The 23,178-nt window shown below is 45.0% G+C and carries 19 protein-coding genes; 7 read left to right on the forward strand and 12 right to left on the reverse strand.

Going from position 1 to position 23,178, the window contains the following annotated elements:
• Positions 1–7: 7 nt before the first annotated feature.
• A complete protein-coding gene (locus R7F67_RS21960) occupies positions 8–517 on the forward strand; it encodes a DUF2062 domain-containing protein (RefSeq protein WP_258475617.1) in 510 nt (169 codons plus the stop codon).
• Positions 518–666: 149 nt separating this feature from the next.
• Here the strand turns inward: R7F67_RS21960 and lolE are convergent, their stop codons facing one another.
• Genes lolE through lolC form a run of 3 tightly spaced genes read right to left on the reverse strand, consistent with a single transcriptional unit; the run spans position 667 to position 3,822 of the window.
• Positions 667–1,911 (reverse strand): lipoprotein-releasing ABC transporter permease subunit LolE, encoded by a 1,245-nt coding sequence (lolE, locus tag R7F67_RS21965; protein WP_025766930.1) that lies wholly within the window; start codon positions 1,909–1,911, stop codon positions 667–669.
• A 2-nt stretch (positions 1,912–1,913) separates the two neighbouring features.
• Entirely contained in the window at positions 1,914–2,621 is a 708-nt protein-coding gene (gene lolD / locus R7F67_RS21970) for a lipoprotein-releasing ABC transporter ATP-binding protein LolD (RefSeq protein ID WP_005378457.1), read from the reverse strand.
• Positions 2,614–3,822: a lipoprotein-releasing ABC transporter permease subunit LolC gene (gene lolC / locus R7F67_RS21975; protein WP_213966486.1), complete on the reverse strand. Its 1,209-nt coding sequence runs from the start codon at positions 3,820–3,822 to the stop codon at positions 2,614–2,616. The genes lolD and lolC overlap by 8 nt, the downstream gene beginning before the upstream one ends.
• Before the next feature lie 249 nt (positions 3,823–4,071).
• Between lolC and R7F67_RS21980 the strand changes: the two genes are divergently transcribed.
• From R7F67_RS21980 to R7F67_RS21995, 4 genes are all read left to right on the forward strand, one after another.
• Positions 4,072–4,641, forward strand: a complete 570-nt coding sequence (locus R7F67_RS21980) for a hypothetical protein (RefSeq protein ID WP_025766933.1) — start codon at positions 4,072–4,074, stop codon at positions 4,639–4,641.
• A gap of 5 nt (positions 4,642–4,646) precedes the next feature.
• Positions 4,647–8,108, forward strand: a complete 3,462-nt coding sequence (mfd, locus tag R7F67_RS21985) for a transcription-repair coupling factor (RefSeq protein WP_258475616.1) — start codon at positions 4,647–4,649, stop codon at positions 8,106–8,108.
• Between the two features lie 7 nt (positions 8,109–8,115).
• Positions 8,116–8,883 (forward strand): peptidoglycan binding protein CsiV, encoded by a 768-nt coding sequence (locus R7F67_RS21990; protein WP_021707672.1) that lies wholly within the window; start codon positions 8,116–8,118, stop codon positions 8,881–8,883.
• A 160-nt stretch (positions 8,884–9,043) separates the two neighbouring features.
• Positions 9,044–9,592 (forward strand): GNAT family N-acetyltransferase, encoded by a 549-nt coding sequence (locus tag R7F67_RS21995; RefSeq protein ID WP_005387823.1) that lies wholly within the window; start codon positions 9,044–9,046, stop codon positions 9,590–9,592.
• Positions 9,593–9,668: 76 nt separating this feature from the next.
• Here the strand turns inward: R7F67_RS21995 and R7F67_RS22000 are convergent, their stop codons facing one another.
• The 7 genes from R7F67_RS22000 to hinT all read right to left on the reverse strand — a co-directional run bounded on the left by R7F67_RS22000 (position 9,669) and on the right by hinT (position 15,883).
• Positions 9,669–10,958, reverse strand: a complete 1,290-nt coding sequence (locus R7F67_RS22000) for an NAD(P)/FAD-dependent oxidoreductase (protein ID WP_005378463.1) — start codon at positions 10,956–10,958, stop codon at positions 9,669–9,671.
• 534 nt (positions 10,959–11,492) lie between these two features.
• Positions 11,493–12,035: an alpha/beta hydrolase YcfP gene (ycfP, locus tag R7F67_RS22005; protein WP_213891595.1), complete on the reverse strand. Its 543-nt coding sequence runs from the start codon at positions 12,033–12,035 to the stop codon at positions 11,493–11,495.
• Positions 12,036–12,110: 75 nt separating this feature from the next.
• Entirely contained in the window at positions 12,111–12,992 is an 882-nt protein-coding gene (gene thiK / locus R7F67_RS22010) for a thiamine kinase (protein ID WP_213891594.1), read from the reverse strand.
• A 24-nt stretch (positions 12,993–13,016) separates the two neighbouring features.
• On the reverse strand, positions 13,017–13,607 hold the full coding sequence (lpoB, locus tag R7F67_RS22015; RefSeq protein ID WP_005378467.1) for a penicillin-binding protein activator LpoB: 591 nt from the start codon (positions 13,605–13,607) through the stop codon (positions 13,017–13,019).
• 66 nt (positions 13,608–13,673) lie between these two features.
• On the reverse strand, positions 13,674–14,066 hold the full coding sequence (locus R7F67_RS22020) for a YcfL family protein (RefSeq protein WP_005378469.1): 393 nt from the start codon (positions 14,064–14,066) through the stop codon (positions 13,674–13,676).
• The gene (locus tag R7F67_RS22025) at positions 14,066–15,463 is read right to left on the reverse strand and encodes a COG3014 family protein (RefSeq protein ID WP_025766940.1); all 1,398 of its coding nucleotides are present in this window, start codon (positions 15,461–15,463) and stop codon (positions 14,066–14,068) included. The genes R7F67_RS22020 and R7F67_RS22025 overlap by 1 nt, the downstream gene beginning before the upstream one ends.
• A gap of 69 nt (positions 15,464–15,532) precedes the next feature.
• On the reverse strand, positions 15,533–15,883 hold the full coding sequence (gene hinT, locus R7F67_RS22030; RefSeq protein ID WP_005378473.1) for a purine nucleoside phosphoramidase: 351 nt from the start codon (positions 15,881–15,883) through the stop codon (positions 15,533–15,535).
• A 269-nt stretch (positions 15,884–16,152) separates the two neighbouring features.
• Between hinT and R7F67_RS22035 the strand changes: the two genes are divergently transcribed.
• Both R7F67_RS22035 and R7F67_RS22040 read left to right on the forward strand, forming a co-directional pair.
• Positions 16,153–18,144, forward strand: a complete 1,992-nt coding sequence (locus tag R7F67_RS22035; RefSeq protein ID WP_017820009.1) for a methyl-accepting chemotaxis protein — start codon at positions 16,153–16,155, stop codon at positions 18,142–18,144.
• Between the two features lie 163 nt (positions 18,145–18,307).
• Positions 18,308–19,468 carry a DUF1887 family protein gene (locus R7F67_RS22040; RefSeq protein ID WP_005378476.1) on the forward strand — a complete coding sequence of 387 codons (1,161 nt, stop codon included), beginning with the start codon at positions 18,308–18,310 and terminating at the stop codon, positions 19,466–19,468.
• A gap of 157 nt (positions 19,469–19,625) precedes the next feature.
• Here R7F67_RS22040 and udp read toward each other — a convergent pair whose 3' ends face one another.
• Positions 19,626–20,384, reverse strand: coding sequence for a uridine phosphorylase (gene udp / locus R7F67_RS22045; protein WP_005378479.1), 759 nt, complete (start codon positions 20,382–20,384; stop codon positions 19,626–19,628).
• A gap of 314 nt (positions 20,385–20,698) precedes the next feature.
• A complete protein-coding gene (locus R7F67_RS22050; RefSeq protein WP_318057377.1) occupies positions 20,699–23,005 on the reverse strand; it encodes a zinc/cadmium/mercury/lead-transporting ATPase in 2,307 nt (768 codons plus the stop codon).
• Positions 23,006–23,178 lie beyond the last annotated feature (173 nt).

Genomic DNA, 23,178 nt, shown 5'->3' on the forward strand with positions numbered 1-23,178 from the left:
CTGTCCTATGCCTAGAAAGCTGATAAAACGCTTCATGCCAGATCATGAATTGATCAAACGCCAAAAAGCATTGAAGGTCTTCGGCAATGTGTTGTACAACCCGAACTTGTGGTGCTTAAACCGCCGCTCGGCATCAGGGGCTTTTGCTGTCGGGTTATTTATGGCTTTTGTTCCGCTGCCGAGCCAAATGATCATGGCCGCTGGTTTGGCCATTATGTTGGGTGTCAATCTGCCCCTCTCCGTCGCTTTGGTATGGATCAGCAATCCTATCACTATGCCTGTGCTATTTTACTTTGCGTACAAGCTAGGTGCTCTAGTGATGCGTCTTCCCCCGCGACCTTTTCACTTTGAACTATCGTGGGAATTCATCATGCAGCAAATGAGCACCATTGGACCTCCATTTCTATTGGGCTGCGCAATTTGTGGGGTTGTATCCGCGATTATTGGCTACTTCGGAATTCGAGGGCTTTGGCGCTACTCCGTGGTACGGAGCTGGCAAAAACGCAAAATAAGATAAGACCTTACTGCGTAAAAATCAGCATTTGAGCTATCAGTTGAGGGGCATCTAACAGTTAGAATGAAACGCGATGTTACTCAAGTCGGATAAATACAAAAAAAGGACCGAATTCGGTCCTTTTTGTTTTTCGCATATTGTAAAACAATCAGCTATTTAGAACTCAGTACAGCCGCCGGATTCAACCTTGCGGCACGAGAAGCGGGATACCACGTCGCAAGTAAACTAAGCACTATCGCCGTCACTGACACCAATGCCACATCTGGCCAGTGTAGTTGTGATGGTAAGAAGTCGACGAAGTAAATATCGCCCGATAAAAACTGATGACCAATTAAGCTCTCTAACCCTTTAATTAACGGGGTCAGATTTAACGCCACTAAGACACCGATAACACTGCCGACGAGACTGCCAAATACACCAGAGAATACACCTTGCCAAACAAAGATCCGTTTGATTAGGCTATCTTTTGCTCCCATTGTTCGCAAAATTGCGATTTCCGCCGCTCGGTCTTTCACTGCCATCATCAACGTAGACACAATATTAAAACATGCCACGCCAATCACCAGTACCATCACCAAGTACATAATGGTGCGCACGAGCTGAATATCGCGATACAAAAAACCAAACTTTTGCTGCCAGCTTTTCAAATACACATAAACATCAACCATGCTACCAACCTCGCGAACAATAGAAGGCGCATTGAGAACATCGTCAGTTTTTAGTGAAATGCCAGTGACCCCTTCCCCTAATCTCGCGTATTGCTGAGCATCCGCTAATGGTACTAACGCTAGAGAGTGGTCGATTTGGCCATTCAATGTTAAGAACCCTGACACCTTCACGCGCACTCGCTTAGGAGCCTGCACTTTATTTGCGCCGCCTGTTTGCGGAATCATCAACGTAACGTAATCCCCCACGGCGACATTTAGCTCGTTTGCTACACCTCGTCCTAAGATCACTTGCTGCTGACCGGCATAAAAGTTTTGCCAAGCTTCTTGGTCAATAAAATTCGATAAGCTCGACACCGCTTGCTCGAAAGTAGGCTCTACACCACGAACTTCTATCGCTTTTAGCTTACTGCCTTTTTCTGCCAAGCCCGTAAAACGAACGTACGGTGCTGCCGCAACAACATGTTCATGTTTTAGAGCTTGATTCATCGTTTTGGTGTAGTCATGAAGTGGTCCATTAACACCTTCTAACTCTCCGTGTGGGATCACAGACAACACACGCGATTGCAGCTCGCGCTCAAAGCCATTCATTGCAGACAAACCGATAATGATCACAGCAACGCCAACCGCAATACCAATAGTCGAAGAAAGCGATATGAAAGACACCATCTTGTTGCGCTTTTTCGCTCGACTGAAGCGACCACCAATCATCAAAGCTAAAGAGGTAAACAAAACTAGCCCTCCGCAGATGCTGTATCAGTCACAAAACGATCTACGAGCAAACCATCTTGCATGTGCATTTGACGATCCATTTTTGCTGCCAGCTCTTTGTCATGCGTGACAACCAAAAATGCAATGTTTGACTCTTTATTGAGCTCGCGCATCAAATCATAGATAGACAGTGCTGTATTGTGATCTAAGTTCCCCGTAGGTTCATCAGCCAAGACCAGATCAGGTTTATTCACCAATGCACGCGCAATCGCAACACGCTGACGCTCACCGCCCGATAACTCGGAGGGTCTATGTTGCATCCGATGACTCAAACCAACTTTATCTAACAGCGCTTTAGCCGCCTGTTTTGCATCCGCTACTTTAGCACCGCCAATCATCAGTGGCATCGCCACATTTTCAAGCGCAGTAAAGTCAGCCAACAAGTGATGAAACTGGTATACAAAACCAAGGTGCTTGTTGCGTAATGCCGCCTGTTTGTTCGAGCTCAAAGCTGATAGGTTTTGCCCTAGAAAATCAACTTCACCATGAGTTGCGTCATCTAACGCACCTAAAATATGCAATAAGGTACTTTTTCCCGAACCAGAAGAGCCAACAATAGAAACCAACTCCCCTTTGTCGATATCGAAACTTACGCCTTTCAACACTTCCGTATCTAACGAACCCTCTCGGTAGACTTTACGAATATCACGACATTCTAATAGCTTATTCATAGCGAAGTGCCTCAGCAGGTTTAACAGAAGATGCTCGATAAGAAGGATAAAGCGTAGCAGCAAGGCTAAGAGCAATCGCCAATACCACCACTAAAAGAATTTGCAGTGAATCAATCAAGATGGGTAGATGACCACCAAAGCTGAATAGCGCCACACCAGCAGATTCAAGAATCGCATTTAGATTAAGTGACAAGATCACGCCCGCAGCACCACCAACAATCGCGCCAATTACACCACTGCTTGCACCTTGCACCATGAAAATGGTCATCACCTGAGATTGAGTCATGCCTTGAGTTTTCAATATTGCGACTTCTGATTGCTTCTCCATTACCACCATGATTAAAGCGGAGATAATATTGAATGCAGCGACACCCACAATTAGACCTAGCATAAGTCCCATCATGTTCTTTTCCATTTTCACCGCTTGGAAAAGCTCACCACGCTGTTCGCGCCAATCACTCCATTCCCATCCATCAGGCATGGGTTGGTCAGCAAAATCCGTCACCATAAATGGGTCAGAGAAAAAGACACGCCAACCAGAAACCGTGCCTTTAGGGAAACGCATCAGCTTAGATGCATCCGTCATGTTCACAATCATTAATTGACCATCAACGTCCGATCCCGTATTGAAAATGCCTGAGACAGTAAAGTTTCGCTGGCTAGGAATACGGCCAAGTGGGGTAAACTGCGTTGCGTTGGTCACCATCAAGCGCACTTTATCCCCGATTGAGACCTTTAGTGAACGCGCCAAACTGTGACCCAAAAATACATTGTAGTCACCTGCTTGAAGTGACGATAATCGCCCGGCAATCAAATGGTTGCTAATCGGATCGCCTTTCTTAGGTTCAATACCGATGAGGTAACCAGCCGTCAGCTGTGCAGAACTCTGAATAACAGCCTCTCCTCTAACGATAGGCTCCGGCTGGGATTCACTCGACATCGCTTGAACAAATGGAGGGGCAGACTCGGTCATAGGCGTTTTTCCATCGTGTTGCGAAACAACGGCATGAGGTAGCACACCTAAAATGCGTTCTTTTAACTGCGATTCAAACCCGTTCATCACAGAAAGAACCGTCACCAACGCCATTACACCGATCGTAATACCCGCCGTCGACATATAAGAAACAAATCGGCTGAACCTATCTCCAGATCGTCCCCGAAGATACCTTAAGCCAATAAACAATGAGATAGGATGATACATATAAGACAAACCAACTGGTTGTTTTGATATAAAGCTTTAGCGGATTATCTTACCTTACTCTTCTCATTAAGAAGACAAGAGAATCGCTAAATTTGTCAACGACATGCAATAAGTCTGTATTTAGGGCAAAAAGTTCAAGGACAAATCGGCTAAACTTGATAACTTCATTCAGTTAGCGATAATCAGTGCCCTATTTCTCTTTGTTTGTTGAGTGAACAGGGAGCGCTCACTGGCAAAAGGATCGACTATATGACAGAGCAAGAATACTTTACCGTCCATCATAACCTCACCATCAACGTCGAAACGTTAAGTGAGGACTTTGCTTTGCCAGATGAAGAAACGTTTGTCTCCGAAATTCCAGCACCATTTATTGTCGCCAGTGAATTTAGTCACTTAGATATGTTGGCAGACAACGCGCGTCTAGAGCTGAAAAACAAAGAGTTAAAGCATGTGATCAACTTGCTTGATACGCAAAACGCGAAACTTAACCTCTTGTTGAGCTTTATGCTTTCACAACAAGATGACGCCTCCATTCGCTATCAAACGACGCAGTTTGGTGCTAGTCAACTCAGTTTCCGCTCAGATACAGCGTTAACTACTCAACAACTCGTTCGTGTTAAACTGTTCCTCGATCACCCTGCTGCGGCGATTTACTGTTACGCTCAAGTAGAAGAATGTGATGCTTCAGAGCAAGATTTCATTATCACGCTTAGATACAAGATGCTCCGAGAATCTGATCAAGATTTACTGATAAAGGCGGCACTGTATCAACAACAAAAACTTTTACGTCAGCGCTCGATGGAGCGAGATAAAAAATAATTCCTATGACAAAAGCAACGATTCTTTCCGTCACCAACCCTTCAGAGCGTGGCGACAAAAAACAGCTAGGTAATTTGCCGGGCGCAGCTCTACCTCTAACCATTGCAGAGCTAGCCAAGCAGCATTCGAGTCACTCGCTACTCGTTGTGCCTGACCCGCAAATCGCTTTAAAGCTTCAGGCAGAGATTGAGCAATTCACCGACCAAACGGTAAGCCTGTTCCCCGACTGGGAAACGCTGCCTTACGATAACTTTTCTCCGCATCAAGAAATCATCTCTGAACGTATCGCACGCCTATACCAACTGCCAAGTCAACGTGATGGCATAACCATCGTCCCGGTCAGTACAGTATTGCAACGCCAATCGCCACGTGATTTTCTCTTGCAACACACTTTAATGGTGAAAACTGGTGATCGGCTCTCGCTAGAGAAGTTACGTGTACAACTTGAAAATTCTGGCTACCGCCATGTAGATCAAGTATTTGGACCAGGTGAATATGCAAGTCGTGGGTCTATTCTGGATCTCTTTCCTATGGGCAGCAATGACCCGTACCGCATCGACTTCTTTGATGATGAAATAGATACCATTCGCACGTTTGATCCAGAGAACCAACGCTCTATCGACGATATTCAGCAAATCCAATTGCTGCCTGCACATGAGTTCCCAACCACTAAAGAAGCGATTGAAGATTTCCGTACACGTTGGCGCACCCAGTTCGACGCACGCCGCGAGCCTGAATCAATCTACATGCAAGTGACCAAAGGCACGTGGCCCGCTGGTATTGAGTATTGGCAGCCGCTGTTTTTTGACCATACCGAGACTTTATTTGAATATTTGCCAGAAGACTCTCAAGTCATCACATATGGTGATATCGAATCTGCGGTCGATACTTTCTTAACCGATGTCGAATATCGATACGACCAGAAAAAAGTTGATCCGCTGCGTCCTCTTTTGACTCCTGAACAGCTTTGGTTGAAAAAAGACGAACTTTTCAGTCAACTAAAACAGCTCCCTATCGCTCAATTGAGCCTAGATAAAGTGGTTAAGCGTGCCGGTCGTCAAAACCTACCCGTACAATCGTTAGCCGAGCTTGGCGTTCAGCAACAAAATAAAGAGCCGCTCTCGCGCCTTCGTCAGTTCAGTGAGCAATTCAGCGGAAAAATCGTTTTCTCGGTAGAGTCAGAAGGTCGTCGTGAAGCACTAACGGAGCTGTTGCAAGGCATCAAAGTTCGGCCGGTCGTACATGGCTCACTTTACCAAGCTCTAGACTCGGGTGATCGATTCAGCTTGATCTTAGGCGCAGCAGAGCATGGTTTCATTCACGAAGAGCTGAACTTCGCTCTGATCTGTGAAAGTGATCTACTCGGTGACCGTGTTCTCCAGCGACGCCGCAAAGATAAAAAAGCCGTCAACAGTGACACCGTTATTCGCCATCTTGCGGAACTAAAACCCGGTCAACCTGTGGTTCATATTGATCACGGTATTGGCCGCTACATCGGTTTACAAACACTTGAAGCCGGTGGCATGAAAACGGAATACGTCACCCTTGAGTATCAAAACGATGCCAAGCTCTACGTGCCAGTTTCATCACTGAATCTTATCAGCCGTTATTCTGGCGGCGCTGAAGAGAGTGCGCCACTGCATAAATTAGGTGGTGAAGCGTGGGCAAAAGCACGTCGTAAAGCGGCAGAAAAAGTGCGTGATGTCGCAGCAGAATTGCTGGATGTGTATGCTAAACGAGAATTAAAACCTGGCTTCAAATTTGAGCTAGATCGTGGGCAATACGCAACATTTAAAGCAACATTCCCGTTTGAAGAAACAGATGACCAAGCGATGGCCATCAATGCCGTATTGTCAGACATGTGCCAGGCAAAAGCGATGGATCGCTTAGTGTGTGGTGACGTGGGCTTTGGTAAAACGGAAGTCGCTATGCGCGCAGCATTTGTCGCAACGGATAACAGTAAACAGGTCGCCGTACTCGTACCAACAACCTTGCTTGCTCAGCAGCATTTCGAAAACTTCCGTGACCGTTTTGCCAACTTACCAATCCGAGTTGAAGTACTGTCTCGTTTTAAATCTGCCAAAGAACAAAAAGTCATTCTGCAAGACGTTGCCGATGGTAAAGTAGACATTGTCGTTGGTACGCATAAGCTGCTTTCGAGCGACATTAAATTCAAAGATTTAGGTTTGTTGATCGTTGATGAGGAACACCGCTTTGGGGTTCGTCAAAAAGAAAAGGTCAAAGCAATGCGTGCGGATGTGGACATTCTTACCCTCACCGCAACACCAATTCCACGCACACTGAATATGGCAATGAGTGGCATGCGAGACCTGTCGATCATCGCGACACCTCCTGCACGCCGTTTAGCCATTAAAACCTTTGTTCGACAAAAAGAAGAGCCAGTGGTCCGTGAAGCGGTACTGCGTGAAATTATGCGTGGTGGTCAGGTTTACTTCCTGCACAATCAGGTTGAAACCATTGAAAAAACGGCAGAAGACTTACAGAAACTCATCCCAGAGGCACGTATTACCGTGGCTCATGGTCAAATGCGCGAGCGCGAACTTGAGCGAATCATGAATGACTTCTACCATCAGCGCTTTAATGTGTTGGTGTGTACAACCATCATCGAAACCGGTATCGACGTACCAACGGCGAATACCATAATCATGGATCGTGCGGACAATCTTGGCTTGGCGCAGTTGCATCAATTACGTGGCCGTGTTGGACGTTCGCACCATCAAGCCTATGCTTACTTATTAACGCCACATCCAAAAGCCATGACCAAAGATGCCATCAAGCGTCTTGATGCGATTGCTTCACTGGAAGACTTAGGTGCTGGCTTTACGTTAGCAACCCACGATTTAGAAATCCGTGGTGCTGGTGAGCTGCTTGGTGATGAGCAAAGTGGGCAAATTCAATCCGTTGGTTTTACACTTTATATGGAAATGCTGGAACAAGCAGTGCAAGCATTAAAAGAAGGCAAGGAGCCATCTTTGGATGAGCTGCTTCGTGAGCAAACTGAAGTGGAAATGCGAATCCCAGCGCTCTTACCAGATGATTACATTCCGGATGTAAACACACGACTGTCGATGTACAAACGCATTGCGAGTGTCACAAGCAGTGATGAACTATCAGAGCTAAAAGTGGAACTAATTGATCGCTTTGGTTTGCTTCCAGACGCAACAAAGAACTTACTTGCCGTCTCAGAATTGAAAATTTCGGCTGGTAGTTTAAAAGCGAAAAAGATAGAAGCCCATGATAAAGGTGGATTTATCGAGTTTTACCCTGATGCTGACATAAATCCAGCGTATTTAGTTAAACTGCTGCAATCACAGCCGCAAAAATTTGCAATGGAAGGTCCAACTAAGTTCAAGTTTAGCGTACCATTGGTGGACCGACGTAAACGCATTCAGTTTGTTCAAGACTTACTGAATGATTTTAAACAGAATTTATTACCAACGAGCTAATAGTCGAATGAGAATACTGATCCCGTTATTGCTTCTATGTGTCTCAATGCCCTCTTGGGCACAGCGCCAATTTGATATTGAAGTGATCATTTTCAAGCGAGCAGTCGACGCTGAAAGCACAACAGAATCTTGGCCGAATCAACTGCCAAAAATCGATATGGAAAATGTCGGTAGCCTAGAGAGTGAATCCTACCGCCGCTCTAAAGGCGTGACACTTTTGCCAAGTTCTTCTTTCCGTCTCAACGCGCAAGAAGCAGCACTAAATAATCATGCCGGCTTTAAAGTGCTTAAACACGTAGCCTGGCGTCAAGGTGACCGAGGTAAATCTAGCGCCCCAATTTTCCGCATCGTTGGCGGGCGAGATTTCTCTGATTCTTATCAAGCAGATGGCCGCCCAATCAATGGCAATCAAACATTTTCCAGCGACGGTTACAGTGAAGAGACGGTCAATGGCCCTTTATATGAACTAGATGGTCGATTCCAAATATACGTACAGCATTACCTCTTCGCCGAAACAACACTAGATCTGCGCGAACCAAGTGTTAGAGAGGTGCGTTTTGAACCAACCTCAACAGAGCAATTGGCGGATGACTTAGGTGAAGTAGATGGTAACGTCCAAGTCGGTAACTTGGCAGAAATATCGCCGACAGTAACCGAAGAGAAATTCCTGAAGAGTTATCGAATGGATCAAAAACGTCGTATGCGTAGCAGCGAGACTCATTACCTAGATAACCCGTTGATGGGTATGATCATTCAAGTTCGTCGGGTTCGATAAGCACGAGCGGTTCGACAAAGCGCAGCAAAGCTGCGCTTTGTTTTTATCTGCTATACCTCAGTTATTCCTAACCAACGCAGAGCAAGGAAAATAGCTGCGTTCAAGTATAAATAGACAGCTTTCAATTTACTTACACTCAACATGGAAGTCGTATTAGTTCATGAGTCCAGACTTTGAAATCATTGCGCCCCGCTTAGCGCTCAAGCTCATCCCTGCTGAAGAAGCACATTCACTACAACGATTACTTGCAGAATCCCCTTCGCTGCACCAATGGCTTGACTGGTGTGATAAAAACGTCACATTGAAAACCGCGCAGGACTTTCTGTTGGCAACCCGTCTTAACTGGGTCAAAACTGAGGCTTTTGGTTTCGGTATCTATGAGCGGCAAAGTAACACTTTGGTTGGAATGGCAGCGGTTAATGAGTTATATCATACGTTTAATATGGCGAGTATTGGTTACTGGGTTGCCGACCGCTATCAACGGCAAGGCTATGCCCAAGAAGCCGTTAAAGCCTTAGCAGAATTCTGCTTCGCAAAGCTAAGTTTAACTCGACTAGAGATTGTTTGTGACCCCGACAACGAAGCTAGCCAAGCCTTAATTGAGTCCGTCGGTGCACAAAAAGAAGCCATCGCCAGAAACCGGTTTATTTTTCAGGGTAAGCCTAAAGATGGCGTTGTGTTCTCACTTTTACCGACAGATCTAACATAAACAAAAAGCCACCGACTTGCGGTGGCTTCTGCATTTTTTAAGATACAACACATCCACACAGAGTGGATTTAAAACCTTAGTGCAGCTTAAGGTTTGGACGCAGCACGCGATTAATGCGGCCGACGAGCATCATCAGACCGGTTTTGAATACACCATGCAACGCCATTAGGTGCATGCGATACAATGAGATGTAAACGACACGAGCAATACGGCCTTCTACCATCATCGACCCTTTAGTTAGGTTCCCCATCAGACTACCAACGGTTGAGAAGCGACTTAGAGACACTAATGAACCGTGATCTTTATATACATAGTCTTTCAACTCGCGTCCGTTGATCTTCGCGACGATGTTACTAAATGCCTGGCTTGCCATTTGGTGTGCAGCTTGAGCGCGTGGCGGCACGAACGAACCGTCAGACTGGGTGCATTGTGCTAAGTCACCAATAACAAAGATGTCATCATCTCGTGTTGTCTGTAGTGTGTTTTTCACTACAAGCTGATTGATACGGTTCGTTTCTAAGCCAGCGATATCTTTAATAAAGTCTGGAGCTTTGATACCCGCAGCCCAAACCATGATTTGAGCTGGGATTTTCTCACCATCTTTTGTAGTAAGACCATCTTTTTCAGCTTTAGTCACCATAGTGGCGGTGCGCACGTTTACGCCCAACTTCACCAACTCTTGATGAGCAGCAGAAGAAATACGTGGAGGTAACGCTGGTAAAATACGCTCACCTGCTTCAATCAGATTGACGTTCAACTTGCTAGAATCAAGATCACCGAAGCCATAAGTGCGCAGCTCTTTAACAGCATTATGTAACTCAGCTGATAGTTCAACGCCAGTTGCACCAGCACCAACAATCGCAATATCGACCGTACCGTTACCGTTTTTCGCGTGCAGCTTTAGGAACTCGTTGTTCATTTCTGTACGGAAACGGTGTGCTTGCTCAGGGCTGTCTAGGAAAATACAGTTTTCACGAACGCCAGGCGTGTTGAAGTCGTTTGATGTCGAGCCAATTGCCATCACTAGAATGTCGTATTCTAGCTCACGGCTTGGCATAAGAAGTTCACCGTGTTCGTCTTTAAGCTCACTTAAGATGATCACTTTACGTTCACGGTCGATGTCTTGAAGACTACCCATTTGGAAGTCGAAGCTGTGGTTTTTTGCATGAGCTCGATAGCTCAGTGCATCTACTCCTTCGTCCAAAGAACCTGTAGCAACCTCATGCAATAATGGCTTCCACAAGTGGCTCGCTTTTCGATCGACTAGCGTAATTTGCGCACGGTTTTTGCGACCTAGAGTTCGACCAAGCTTAGTTGCCAACTCAAGACCACCTGCACCGCCGCCTACAACGATAATGCGTGTCACAATGATTTTCCTCTACAAAAATGAATATATGGGGTTCAGCTCCGATGCATGACTCACAAACATTTGTGGCATCCATCCAACCGATGAATTCTTGGTTCTTAGAGGTGTCTCAATTACTTGGATTAAAAAACTGCCACTCACCTTGATTCTTTATCTATCAATGACTTGTCAGGGTTTGGCATGTTTATCTGGTACGCATACGACGCCAGAATTTTTTGGGCAAGTTTATTACTCGCTCTCAATTTTTTTTGATATTTATCAAATTATTTTAGTCCGGTTCATTATATAGAGACCAACTTTGAAGGCAACCAAAATCCGTGTAACGAGTACGGATTGACTACTTTTCGACTACTCTACAACAAGGTGTTCGTGCTACATAGGAGGGAAGTAAGAAAACGGTAAGGAGAACACAATATTCAAAGCGTTAAACCAAGAAAATGTGCCTTTCAAAGAGACAGTGGCTCGGCATACTCAAGAGAAGGAATCGCAGCAAAGCAGCCGATAAAAACGCCGCTTTACTGTCTACACTCAACATTAATAAGTATTTTTAAATGCCTTTATCGCTTGTAAATGATGAGAGATTTTTTTGAACTTATGAGACTGAGTTTCATCCCAAATGATTTGATAGTGTTTTTCTAACTCAGCTGCCGTTTTCGAATTGTCATGCACTTCATCATCTTTTGAGAGAATCACTAAGCAGTGCGCTTGATTTTTCTCTCGGAACTGATCAACACATTTTGTTGCGATATCTTCGTACTCTTCTGGGCGATCGATTCGACCAGCCATCGTTTTTTCTGGGTGCAAGTTCGGGTTGAACATCACTTGCTTGATACCGCATAGAAAACCAATTCGCTCAGACCAGTAACCACCTAAACCAACCCCACAGATTAACGGGTTTGGGTCATCAGATTGATCGATAACTTTAGACACTTCTTTTAACAAGTGTTGCATGTCGTGCTTTGGGTGAAGGGTGCTGTAATTGATAAAACGAACGTCGTCGTCGATAAATTGCAGTTGAAGAACTTTTTCGTGGTTACCCGGGCTTGTACTGTCAAAACCGTGTAAGTAAATAATCATGTGTACCTCTCCCTGTGTGTATCTGGTACTTTTATTAAAACTACCACTATTTCCTTACTGTTAAAGGGGAAAATATCACGAGTTCTCAAAACAGTGATCTTCCATACACAATGAGCCTTTCAACTCATACGCACTGTTTAAGTATTGTTCATCTCCCCACAATTTATAGGCAAGTAGATACCAGAGCATCGCCATCACCAAGGTTCTTGGTTGCCAAGCGTGTACACCTCTCAGCCAAAGAGACACATCTTCGATACCGCGAATTTGGCAATACTGCTTCACCGCTTCTTCCACAGGCGCATTCGCGACCTGAATAGTTAAGGTCAAATCAAGCCTAGGGTCAGCAATCCCGGCATACTCCCAATCAATGACTTTCACCCCATTCTCCCCTCGCACTAGGTTGTAACACCCCAGATCGAAGTGACATAGGGCAAGCGGAACAGGTGCAACGTTCGGTTCCGTGCGCCACTTCATGTACAAAGCCTCAAACTCCGTACCCACATACTGACCATCAAGCTCAAGCCAATAATGATCGATGCGAGAAATATATGAAAATGGAACCAAAGGAATTGCGCTTATCGGATATTGATGAATCTTCGCCGCAATGGATAATAAATTGCTTAGTGCTAAGCCTGATTCCGTCAGTGCCTCTCCTTCTATCCATTCCACCAGCAACCCTTGCTCATGAATAAAAACTGGCTTGGGGCCAATTTCCAATGAAGAGACTGCATTCAGCACTTGATATTCACTGTGACGAGAAATTGAAAAAGCCTTGCAGACATGACTGGTCGGTCGCCAGATGTATGTAAGGCCTTGAGAAGATTCCAACCGCCAACAGCGGTTGGTTAGCCCCCCGGTAACAGTTTGTACTTTTACCGGAGGCTCCGTAAAGAAGCCATCGAGAGCATTAAGACTCGGATCTAACTGTTTTGCTTGTTGCCAAGAAAACCATGCCATTGATGACTTCTCCACCCTGTTCGATTAAAGACCGAATAGGCTCTTAGATTGCGCTTTACGAATTTCAGTTTCATCCGCCCACTCAATCAAACCTGTTTCTAGGTCCATTAGGCGCATGGTCATCTTGTAGTATACATCTTTATCGCTACCTGCATTTTTCACAATGCTAGATAGGTTGCCGTAAAGCATGTATTGAGCACCAACCATTTTACCAAATTGGATAGCTGTGCTTTGGTTAACAAGCTCATCCGTGTTTTGGAAGTTAAGTTGTTCACGCACAGACTCAACACGATCCATATCAACAAAACGGAACTTACCTGAGTTCAACATCTTAGTAGAGATCGTGTCAGTAATGGATTCAGTGTCAATATGTTCACTGGTTTTGTTCTTAATTCGCTCAACAAAAACGATAGGACGTTGGTCACGAGTAATTGCTGCTACAGAGCCCGACATCATCATGCTATCCACCATTTCAGCCGCGATTTTTTGTAAATCTGTTGAGCCAAAATCGATAGTCGTGGTTTCTGTTGCTTGCGCATCGCCGTAAGAGACTTTGTTAGAACAGCCACCTAAAATGACGGCAAGACCTAAAAGAGCAATAATACTTTTTTTCATGAGAGTTCCTTAGTTTTTCAATACCAGCGCATCGTTAGCGCGGCAGCTTCGGCAGAGCCGTTAAGATTAATCGTCTTGTGCTTCTCTAATTTGCACACGGAATTTTGTGCCATTTGGATTCACAGTAACTTCAGATAACGTGACTTGCTCAAATCCTCGCACAATCATTTTTCGCCACGGACCAGGTTTGGTATTCACTTCTAAACCATTGTTGTCATACCAATAAAATCGGTAAAGAATGTGCTGATCACCTTTGTAATTGCTACTCAGCTGCACGACTCCTCGTGGGCGATCATCAACGTAAGTGGTGGTGATGTTGTCAACTAATAAGCGACTACCTAAAACGTTATCATTAAAAAATACTTTTTGCGTTTGGCCATCAATTCGAATACCAGCCGTGTTTTCGGCGCATCCAACTAAACCAATAGCCATTGCTAAACAAACAAGCCATGCTTTCATTACAGTCTCCCTAGCTGTTTATGCCACACGGTTGAGTGTGCTCCCTGACGAGATACCCATACCAATGTAGTCTGCTGTGCAGGCACTTCAAACTGATAGGTTTGATCACCCAAGTTTAAACTTTGTGTTCCCGGTTTCACGATTTTTGAAGCCGTTTTCACTTGCGCTGGCAATGTTTGCCAACTTCTTGTATCTGGCTGTTCGGTCAATGTGTTCCATACATTGAAAAGTATGTTGCCCACATCATCGCCTTTTTTCGCCGCCTCTTTTCGGATTCGATCTTTTGCCCAAACACGAAGAGCTTGACGGATCACTATTGTAGTAAGACGTTCATTAAGATCGTTTTGCGCCATCGCATTAACATCAGTCAGCGTACTGGAAGGCAATACCTGACCATTTAAAACAACATCGCTAAAACGTTGAGCACCTCGGTTCTGATAATAAGGAAGCGCCAACGAATAAATCGCGCCATTATCGCGACTGTCGTAAATCGGTAAATCAATACGCCACCCTTTCATCGCCTCAACAACACCCTGCTCATCAATAACGATGACTCGCCCTTGTGACTGAGTTAATCCAGAAGGTGCTTTGCCATACCGCTTCTCTAGCATGCGCAAGTCTTCACGCATGCCCAGCTTCTTAGCAGCGTATAAGGTGCTTTCCACAACTTGCTTGTTGTCTGGCATTACAGCGAGTGCTCGTCGGTAATCAACATAAGCACTGTTTAAGTCTCGCGACGCTTCATATAACAAGCCAGAAAGATAGAACAGATAACCATTTTGTACCGCGCTTAGTTTTTTACCAGCATCAGGGTAGTTCGCTAACACACTGCCTAAATTGGCAGACATGCCTTGCTTGTTAAGGTCTTTCTCTGCTGCTTTTAGCTCTTTTTCACGCGCCTTTCTTGCTGCTTCCTGAACTTGATTAGCTCGACGCACTTCAACTAGTGCCCCTTCTAAATCGTTTTTCTGTAAGTAATTTAGTCCTAGATACAGGTGCAAAAAGCCAAGTTCGTAATCGGCGGGATGATAGTCTTGGAGATTGTCGTTCACTGCGAGAGAGCCGACGCTCGTTGCCGTGTCTGACACAGATATCGTCGCACGATCTTGTTGAACACGTACAGCACGATCGCTGCTTTCTAGCGCATTTAAACTTGTTGGGTAATCTTCAGCAAGAAAAGAGATACGACCTTTTTCAAAATTGCCAAGTATCTCGCCACCCACTTCACTTGATTGAAGTTGTTTTGCTTTGGCATATTCCCCTGCAACAACGGCTTGATAAACTTCTTGATTCTGGTTGCTGTAATGGCTAAACAGATTGCCCGCAGATAAATTCGCGCAGCCAGAGGCCATTAAAGCCCAGCTCATCAGCCCTAACAGCTTTACACCTAGTTTCACATTTATCTCCACAAATGTGTCATTCGACAGGAAAAAGAAGTGGGTGAATCGCCACCCACTTTTAAAAGCTTAGCTCAATACCATTGGACCTAGAGGGCGGCCGCCTAGTAGGTGCATGTGAATATGGTAAACCTCTTGGCCACCATGTGGATTACAATTAACGATTAGGCGATAGCCGTCTTCAGCAATACCTTCTTCTTTCGCTAACTTTCTAGCAACAGTGAACAAACGCCCCATCATTGCTTCATCTTCAGCTTCTACATCATTCGTTGTTGGGATCAGTTTATTCGGAATAATGAGAATATGGCTTGGTGTGCGAGGGTTAATGTCGCGAAACGCAGTCACCAAATCATCTTGATAAAGGATATCGGCAGGGATTTCCTTGCGAATAATTTTACTAAAGATCGTTTCTTCCGCCATGAGGACTCCATTTTATAAACGTAATTAGACCCCAATTAGTATGCGCCAACCAAAAGCGGAGCTCAATAAAAACAGTGTTCACTTAACATTATTAATCAAATGCTAATTAACGAGGCTTTTTTTGTCGTGTGCGTCATAAAATGCGCGTCACAAACTGAATACAATCCAATGAATTTTGTTACTTTTTTAAGACAATTATTATTTTTATACCCAAGTAAATTCAAAAATACTTGGGTAGCTTGTCTATTTTTGGGAGAGGAAGCTCACTTATGCGAGGTTCAGTTATTAAAAGGATGTATGCCGGCTTTGCACTGATCATCATCCTATTTGCCGTCACAATTGCCATTATGATGGGAGGAATGAGTGATATTCACGGAAAATTTAGCACGGTTTCTAAATCATCCCTACCGTTGGTATCGTTATCTAATCAAACCAGTGTTGAGCTGCTTTCTGCCGACAAATCATTTAAAGACTTCCTGACGACAGAGAATAAACAACGCATGGATGAAATGCGTCAGGAATTTGCTAGATCTCAACAGCGCTTCGAATCCACATTGGCTCAACTGAAAACCGCAAGCCAAATCTACCCTTCTCTTGCCGAACCGTTTTCACAGTTAAAAACGTTAGAGCAGAGCTATTTTACAGAAGCTCTAGAGGCCATGGACAACTACGAAGCAATGTTCGCGGCTCAAGAAGAAGTGCAAAAATCCTCACGCCGCTTCCAAAAACTGAATACCGAACTGTCGGTTGGTCTTAAAGAATATGTGGCAGATCAAACCAGCATTTCTGTCAAAGTCATGGCAAAGAGCTACTTTATCAAGTTAAAAGATGCCGAAGTAATTACCTCTGATGCCCTCGCCAGTTCCAACCCTGAGTTTGTTACGCAAGCCGTAGCTAAAAACCGCAAAGCAGTAACGCACTTGAATTACGCATTCCGCGGGTTGGTGACTCAACTTCCTGAGCTAGAAAAAGCATTTGGCGAATCTGTAGAGCAATTTACTCGCGACGTTGGTATGCGTGGCGGTGTGTTAGACCAACATAATAATTACCTCAATGCTCGCGCCGCTTTGTATAACAATATCGCCAACCTAGCAAATAAAGTGGATTCAACCATGGCGATTCTTGAGCAATTCACGACAACCGCAACAGATAAGCTCAATGAATCATTGGCAGATGCAGGTGACATATATTCGGCGGGTGTAACGAAAGCCATCATCATTGGCGTTATTGTCGTTTTACTCGCGACAGCGATTGGCTACCACATCGCACAAAGCGTTCGCGAACCGTTGACTCGTATTCTAAAAGTGTTAGAAGGCCTGACTGAAGGTGATATGACACAGCGTATCGATATTCGCTATAACAACGAATTCAGCCGTGTGAGTGGACACATTAACTCACTCGCCGACAACCTTCACGAGATCTTGGTGAAACTCAACGAAGCGTCAGAAAACCTATCGTCAACCGCGACAGCCAACGAACGCACCTCTTCGCAAGCACAAATTAAATTGAGCTCTCAACGCGAACAAACGGCAAACGTCGCTACCGCGATGACAGAAATGTCTCATTCAGTGCAGGAAGTCGCGCAAAGTGCGCAAGGCTCGCTAGAAATGGTGCAACGCGTCGAATCTGCCTCTGAAGAAGGCAGAAATGTTATGAGCAGTAACATCTCAACCATTAATCAACTAGAAACACGTTTGAACGAATCGGTCTCCGCAGTTTCTGAGCTACAAAAGATGAGTGGTCAAATTGGATCTATCCTTGATGTGATCCGCAACATTGCGGAGCAAACCAACCTACTGGCATTGAACGCGGCAATTGAAGCGGCTCGCGCTGGTGAACAAGGTCGCGGCTTCGCGGTAGTGGCAGATGAAGTACGAGTACTCGCATCAAGAACGACTCAATCAACCACTGAAATTGAATCTATGATCAGTAATCTGCAATCCAGCTCACAATCGGCAAACCAAGTCATACAAAGCTGTATGAGCGATATGGAGATGTCGGTTGAGCAAGCGTCAAAAGCGAACAGCTCAATGGAAGAGATCCAGGCGCTAATCATTGAGATCAGCCAAATGAGTACTCACATTTCACAAGCAGCAGCAGAGCAAAGTGAAACATCAACAGACATTGCTCGCAGCATTGAAGATATTAACAGCATCGCCGATGAAAGTTTCCAAGCCATGTCGAGTATCGCACAAACCAGTGAATCACTGACCCACTTGGCTCATCAGCAAAATGAATTGGTCCACCGCTTTAAGTTATAAATACTTTATAATTAAGAGCATTAATTAGTGCAATCAACTGTATAAGGGCGACTTTTTGTTAAGTCGCCCTTGTTTTTTGTCGGCCATGTCTACATATGATTAATAAGGCCAGCTCATCCCCTTGCACAACTCTTTTCGAGCGGCCTCATAAAAAGGAAAATCTATGGCTGTTCATGTTGGTATTATCGACCAAGACCCAGTGAGATTGGTCACTCCTCTATTAGATAATCGTACGCTAAGCACACATATCGTCTTCATCGGAGACAAGAGCCAGTTAGATATATTTGACCGACTGAGTGCCGTTTTAGATCAACGAGAAATTACTTCTGAATTTTTTGAAATTCCATCCGCTGTTAATACATCTCTGATCAAACAAGCAATTCAAAAACTGGCAAAAGACCTCCATGAACGCGGCGAAGATGTAAAATTGAACGCGAGCTGTGGTCTTCGTCATCGCTTGTTGTCGGTGTACGAAGTTTTCCGTACCTATCGCTGGCCAATTTTTGTGGTTGAGCCTAGTAGCGATAAGCTTTGTTGGTTATACCCTGATGGCAAAGAAGATACCCAAGTCGAAGATCACATTACGATTGCAGATTACCTCACTATCTTTGGTGCACGCGGCGAGTTTCACCACGTTGATTTACCACCTCTTCTTGATAAAAAATTGTATGAACTTGGTGAACGATGGGCCTCAAATGCGCTTGAACTTGGGCCAGGTCTAGCAACACTTAACTACCTTGCAACCACATGCCGCAAAGAACAAAAGCTTGATGTCGAGCTCTCCGAAAAACAGCAGGGCTACCGTGAGCTCAACATGTTGCTTTCAGATTTAGTAGAAGCAGAAATCGCCACCTATGAGAATGGCGTTTTAACGTTTGCAGATGAAGATGCTCGACGCTTTTCAAACGGTGAGTGGTTAGAAACTTTGGTTCACAGCACCGTGAAGCAAATCCAAGACACCATGCCGACGATTCAAGATCGATCGTTAAATGTTCAGGTTTATCGCAAACTTGGTGAAAGTGAAGTACGCAATGAGTTAGATGTCGCAACAGTTGTAAACAACAAGCTGCACATCATCGAGTGCAAAACCAAAGGCATGAGAGATGACGGCGACGATACTTTATATAAGTTAGAATCGCTTCGCGATCTATTAGGTGGCTTACAAGCGCGCGCAATGTTGGTGAGCTTCCGTCCTCTTCGTCACAATGACATTACTCGTGCTGAAGACTTAGGGCTAGCCCTGATTGGCCCCGATGAGCTTAAAGATTTAAGAACGCACTTAACGGCTTGGTTTAAAGACGCGGGCGGTTCAGACGAGATCTAGTGCCATTAAGAAAAACTAAAATTCACAACGATAAAAAGCAGCATTAATGCTGCTTTTTTTATACCTAAATTTTAGCTGTACGCCTTTCTATAAGTAGAAAAAAACCAGAGGTTAGCCTCTGGTTTTTTCTGTTTGTTTAAATGCCAACTATAGCGGCTTAAAGCATTTTACGCGCTGCTTCTACAACCACTTTAATTGAACGCGCTTCCGTTTCTTTCAGAGTTGAATGATCTGGAATCTCTTTTTGTGTACGGTTGATGATAACACCAGCCACACAACCCGCTTTTAAACCAGAGCTCGCACACATTGTTAGCAGTGTTGCAGACTCCATCTCGAAGTTAAGTACGCCCATGTCTTGCCATTCTTGCATAGAGCCTTGGAAACGCTTAACAACACGACCAGAGAACGTATCGTAACGTTCTTGACCAGGGTAGAACGTGTCGCTTGATGCAGTCACACCCATGTGAACTGTAGCGCCAGACTCTTCTACCGCTGCTTTCATTGCGGTTGCTACTTCAAAGTCAGCAACTGCTGGGAATTCCATAGGAGCAAAGTGTAGGCTCGCACCGTCAAGACGAACTGACCCCGTCGTTACGATCATGTCACCCACGTTTACATGCGGTTGAATTGCACCCGTTGTACCAACACGTAGGAAAGTGCGAACACCAAGCTGTGCCAATTCCTCAACTGCGATAGAGGTAGAAGGACCACCAATACCTGTAGAACAAACCACAACAGGTTTACCGTCTAGCTCTGCACGGTATAGCGTGTATTCACGATGGCTTGCTAGAAATACTGGATTTTCCATTTGTTCTGCGATTTTTTGAACACGCGCTGGGTCACCAGGAATGATCGCTAGAGTCGCACCATTAAGATCAGCTTCAGTAACACCTAAATGGAATACAGCTTGAGACATAAGTCGCTCCTTATTGTGGCTTATTTTATGAACAATAAGCTCATTAATCAGTTATTGGGTACAGATGCACTGTAGCGAACCTTTCACCAACATAGAGTGATCACAATCACAATGACAAAATGTAATGAAAATGAAATTTCAAACAAAACTGGTATTGATCACACTTTAAGGGGCGTTAAATCATTTTGTTGCATAGCAATGCGTGATTTCAAGGACGAGAAAAACGTCTGATCGCATCAGGTGAATACGGTTAAAAAAAGCCCGATACACGAATGCCTCGGGCTATTAATGAGTGGGATCATTGGTTAGGTCAGTTATTTGATCTGTTTGGACTCAAAACGAAGTAATCTCAACGCATTCAATGTCACCAGTGCTGTTGCACCACTGTCAGCTAATACTGCAACCCACAACCCAGTAACCCCAAGTAAACTTGTCACTAAGAATACACCTTTCAAACCTAGCGCTAACGCGACATTCTGACGAATGTTACTTAGCGTCGCACGCGACAGTTCTATCATGGCAGGTAGCTCAATCAACCGGTTGTGTGTTAACGCCGCATCAGCAGTCTCGAGCGCAACATCCGTACCGCCTCCCATCGCAATACCAATGCTCGAAGCTTTCATGGCTGGAGCATCATTGATACCGTCTCCCACCATCGCAACGGTATGTTGTTGTGATAGTTTCTCGACGTAATGCACCTTGTCTGCAGGTAACAAACTCGCTTTATAATCCAAGCCTATTCTATTTGCCATTGCTTCTGCACTTCTCGGGTTGTCACCCGTTAGCATCACCGACGTGACCCCAAGTTCCTTCAACATTGCGATGGCTTGCTGGGCATCTGAGCGCAATGTATCTTGCCATGCGATCACGCCAATGACCTCGTCATCGTAACGAACAATGACAACCGTTTTACCTTGTTGTTCCAACGTAACCACTTGCTCTTTGGCTTCTTGAGAAAGTGGAAAGTCTGCCTTTGAAGGCGTGACCACTTGGACCATTTTTCCATCGACGTAACCAGTGACACCAGAGCCTACTTGCGCGGTTTTATCCAACGCTTCAGGAATAGTAAGCCCCTGCTCTTGCACTTTGGTAACTAAAGAAACCGCTAGAGGATGACTTGAACCAACCTCGATTGACGCAGTTAGGCTAAGTAACTTGTCTTCATCCATATCAAAAGCAAAGACGTCGGTCACTTCTGGTTTACCTTGCGTCAGTGTCCCAGTTTTATCAAATGCGACAGACTCAACCTTGCCAAGCAACTCAAGCGCCGCTCCACCTTTGATCAATGCGCCCCGCTTAGCCGCTGCCGCCAAGCCAGAAGTGATCGCCGCAGGCGTTGAAATGACTAATGCACATGGACAAGCAATCAACAGCAGGGCGAGTCCTCGATAGATCCACGTTTCCCACGGTTGGGCAAATAGTAATGGCGGCGTAACGATAACCATCAGAGACACCAACATCATTAGTGGCGTATACCAACGGCTAAATTTATCAAGAAAGCGTTCTAATGGTGCCTTACGGGATTCTGCTTCTTCAATCAAATGAAGAATTCGATCTATCGCATTCTCGCCCTGACGGGAAGTCACCTGTAAACGAACCACTTTATCGACAACCACAGCCCCGGCCATCACTTTGCCACCGGTTTGATGTTCAACGGGAACAGATTCTCCCGTTAACGCACTTTCGTCAAAACTCGCAAGCGCATCTTGCAAAACACCGTCGGCAGGCAAACGACCTCCGGGTGCGACTTCTATGATATCCCCTGGTTTAAGCTGCGCAGCTGGTACTTCTTTGCGTTCACCATCAATAATTAAAATTGAATTTTCTGGGACTAAGTCCATTAACGCCTGGACACCGCTTCGCGCGCGAGATGATGCATATGCTTCTAACTTTTCACCAATAAGGAAAAGCAATAACACCATTGCGGCTTCGGCGGTTTCACCTAAATATAAAGCGCCGAGCGCCGCTACACTCATTAACGTGTCAATCGCAAAAGGCGTACCGCTACGCGCCAACTTAAATGCTTTGAGCGCGATTGGGTATAAACCAAGTAAACACGTCAAAGTGAATAACCAAGCGCTTATTTGAGGGTCGATCTTAGAAATTACTGCCGCAGTAGCCATTGCACCAGCAATCGAGAGAATTTGGATGTTGTCTCTTATGACGCCAAGCCAGCCTTTCTTTGTAGTGCTTGGTTTTGGAGCATCAAGTGAAGAGAGCGGGAAACCCGTTTTTTGGGCTGTCTGCTCTATCGTAGCTTTCAGCTCTAGACCATCAAAATCGACGACCAGTTTTTCTGTTGCAAACAAAACCTTGGCTTGGCTGACGCCTTGTAAAGACGTAATGGCTTTCTCAAGCTTTTGCGCACAAGATGGGCAATCCATACCTGACACAAGCCAAGCGTTCCGAACGGAGGAATTACTCTCCCTTGTGGGATCGTCTTCCTCGCCTGTGTCAACGCTGCAGCCTCCTCCACTACAGCAAGAGCTTTCAGAAACATCAACACTGGCCTGAGAGATATTGAGCGAAGATTTTACTGGCGCACAGCATGACTCGCTTGCACCAAGCGGCACCGCAGTTTTGATTTTGCTAGATTGGCAACCTTGATGTTTTGTACACATAATTTTTTCCTTATTGGTATCGGTGATTTACCTATTGCTAAGGATAAACCTTAGAGTAAGCTCCAAGGTCAAGATAAATTTGTACAGTTCGGCGATAGAAAGTAAATTACCACCTTCTAAAGAAGGTGGCTTTGTGTGAGCCCCCTAAAAGGGGGCCTTTGTTTAGTCCAGCG

Origin of the sequence: Vibrio sp. YT-17 (genome assembly GCF_033337375.1) — a bacterium.
GTDB lineage: Bacteria > Pseudomonadota > Gammaproteobacteria > Enterobacterales > Vibrionaceae > Vibrio > Vibrio alginolyticus.

Excerpts from the sequence above, each read along its gene's own strand:
- R7F67_RS21960 (WP_258475617.1), top strand. The coding sequence starts at position 8 with ATGCCTAGAAAGCTGATAAAACGCTTCATGCCAGATCATGAATTGATC.
- R7F67_RS22035 (WP_017820009.1), top strand. The coding sequence starts at position 16,153 with ATGCGAGGTTCAGTTATTAAAAGGATGTATGCCGGCTTTGCACTGATC.
- R7F67_RS21980 (WP_025766933.1), top strand. The coding sequence starts at position 4,072 with ATGACAGAGCAAGAATACTTTACCGTCCATCATAACCTCACCATCAAC.
- R7F67_RS22050 (WP_318057377.1), bottom strand. The coding sequence starts at position 23,005 with ATGTGTACAAAACATCAAGGTTGCCAATCTAGCAAAATCAAAACTGCG.
- R7F67_RS22020 (WP_005378469.1), bottom strand. The coding sequence starts at position 14,066 with ATGAAAGCATGGCTTGTTTGTTTAGCAATGGCTATTGGTTTAGTTGGA.
- mfd (WP_258475616.1), top strand. The coding sequence starts at position 4,647 with ATGACAAAAGCAACGATTCTTTCCGTCACCAACCCTTCAGAGCGTGGC.
- lolD (WP_005378457.1), bottom strand. The coding sequence starts at position 2,621 with ATGAATAAGCTATTAGAATGTCGTGATATTCGTAAAGTCTACCGAGAG.
- ycfP (WP_213891595.1), bottom strand. The coding sequence starts at position 12,035 with ATGATTATTTACTTACACGGTTTTGACAGTACAAGCCCGGGTAACCAC.
- R7F67_RS21990 (WP_021707672.1), top strand. The coding sequence starts at position 8,116 with ATGAGAATACTGATCCCGTTATTGCTTCTATGTGTCTCAATGCCCTCT.
- R7F67_RS21995 (WP_005387823.1), top strand. The coding sequence starts at position 9,044 with ATGAGTCCAGACTTTGAAATCATTGCGCCCCGCTTAGCGCTCAAGCTC.
- hinT (WP_005378473.1), bottom strand. The coding sequence starts at position 15,883 with ATGGCGGAAGAAACGATCTTTAGTAAAATTATTCGCAAGGAAATCCCT.
- thiK (WP_213891594.1), bottom strand. The coding sequence starts at position 12,992 with ATGGCATGGTTTTCTTGGCAACAAGCAAAACAGTTAGATCCGAGTCTT.
- R7F67_RS22040 (WP_005378476.1), top strand. The coding sequence starts at position 18,308 with ATGGCTGTTCATGTTGGTATTATCGACCAAGACCCAGTGAGATTGGTC.
- lolC (WP_213966486.1), bottom strand. The coding sequence starts at position 3,822 with ATGTATCATCCTATCTCATTGTTTATTGGCTTAAGGTATCTTCGGGGA.
- udp (WP_005378479.1), bottom strand. The coding sequence starts at position 20,384 with ATGTCTCAAGCTGTATTCCATTTAGGTGTTACTGAAGCTGATCTTAAT.
- lpoB (WP_005378467.1), bottom strand. The coding sequence starts at position 13,607 with ATGAAAAAAAGTATTATTGCTCTTTTAGGTCTTGCCGTCATTTTAGGT.